This window comes from Bradyrhizobium sp. UFLA05-89 (genome assembly GCF_059803475.1).
In genome coordinates this window covers 1-1,554 of the sequence record NZ_JBANBA010000258.1, presented here as the reverse complement: position 1 = coordinate 1,554, position 1,554 = coordinate 1, and the positions used below count along the sequence as shown (strand labels likewise).

The 1,554-nt window shown below is 61.3% G+C and carries 1 protein-coding gene; it reads right to left on the bottom strand.

The features are described from left to right. Positions 1 to 82 precede the first annotated feature (82 nt). Positions 83 to 1,309, bottom strand: coding sequence for an integrase catalytic domain-containing protein (locus tag SO139_RS46110; protein WP_498542142.1), 1,227 nt, complete (start codon positions 1,307 to 1,309; stop codon positions 83 to 85). Positions 1,310 to 1,554: the final 245 nt, after the last annotated feature.

Sequence of the window (1,554 nt, the reverse complement as noted above, 5' to 3'; positions counted from 1 at the left end):
TGGGAATGTAGGGGTCGAGCATCGATGGCCGACGTGGCACAGGTTTGCGCCGCACATAGCGGCGCCGATGAATGCCCGCTGCTCACCCTGTTTCCAACCATCGCCGAGCTCTCGGGCAAAAGGGCGCCAAGTCGCTTTGCACCGGCGCGACAGTCATCGCTGGCTTTCCAGCTCGCTGATCAACGCGCTCGCCCAGCTCATTTTGAGCGTCCCGCATCTGTGCCAGCAATGCCACCGGATCAAGCGTGCGGTAAATCTCCCGCAGCCGACGTTTGAATGCCTCATTGAGCCTCGGGTGGACCAATGCTCTTTCGTACGGCGTAGCGGGAGGAAGATAGCGCTTGATCACCTTGGCACCTTCGCGGTGCTTCTCCTTCAGCTTAAACGAGGGCTGGAAGAAATTGATGTGCAGCCGTGCCGCCGCAAACAGGCGAGCTAATGAGCGAGCGGCGTCAGTGCCTTCAAACCGCCCGTAGCCCACCAAGCGGCGAACGATAGCTCCGTTCTTTTGTTCAACGAACGCCTGATCGTTCTTCTTGTAGGCCCTGGAACGAGTGATTTCGACATCGTGAGAGCGGCACCACGACACGACCGTGTCGTTCATGAAGGCGCTATCGTTGTCAAAATCGAGCCCGCGAACGGGCCAGGGAAATAGGTTCTGCGCGCGCTCGAGAGCCTCGACCACAAGAGTTGCTTCACGCACGACGAGCGGAAAGCATTCGGTCCACCCCGTTGCGATATCCACCATTGTTAGCGTCTGAATGAACGCGCCGGATACGGACATGCCGCCGTGCGCAACCAGATCCGCTTCGCAGTAACCCGGCGGAGGTGATCCCCAGTCATTGAATGTGCGCACCGGGACTTGCCGCCGTACGGCACTGGAAAAGCCGGCCCGCCGTCGGCGTCCTCCGGCTGCTGCGATCTTAACGTCGCTCAGCAGGCGATCGATCGTCGCCGCGCTCACCTTCAAAACCTGCGACCGCTCATCGGCAGAAAGGTTCAATCTGCCGTGCCGTTCAAGTGCCGGAAGCAAGAACGGGATCATCGCGACGAGCCGCTTACTGCAGAGCCGGTCTGAGGCGTCCCATAGCACAATCAGTGCAACGCGAATGGAAGCCCCGTAGGCCAGGCCCCGTCGCCGCGGCACGGCCGATCCCGATGCCCCGTCCACTGACAGTGCTCGGATCGCGTGCTTGCGATGCCATCCCGTAACGGCGCACAGCTCGTCTAGGATCCGTCCCTTCTCGGGCCGCCCGCTCGCCCGATAACGCTCGGCCAGCGCTGATGTGATCTCGCGCCTTGCGCGCATGCTGATCTTCCCTGCCATAGCCGCCGAACTGATTCGGCAGCTCCGCCCCAGACTCGACAGGGAAGTTGTCCGGTAACATTTTTAGGGAGGCAATGCGCCCCTCGGCGTCACGAGGAATTGCCCCCTCCTTGGATAGCCGAGGAGAGAGCGAATGAACGAGGAACGAAACACGGAAGGCTCGTCGTGGAGTGATCCACGGGGGCAGGTGATGAAGACGCCGGATGACGTGGCGGAGATGTTGCGCC

What these genes read in the sequence shown, in the direction of transcription:
- SO139_RS46110 (WP_498542142.1), bottom strand. Translation starts at nt 1,309, where the DNA reads ATGCGCGCAAGGCGCGAGATCACATCAGCGCTGGCCGAGCGTTATCGG.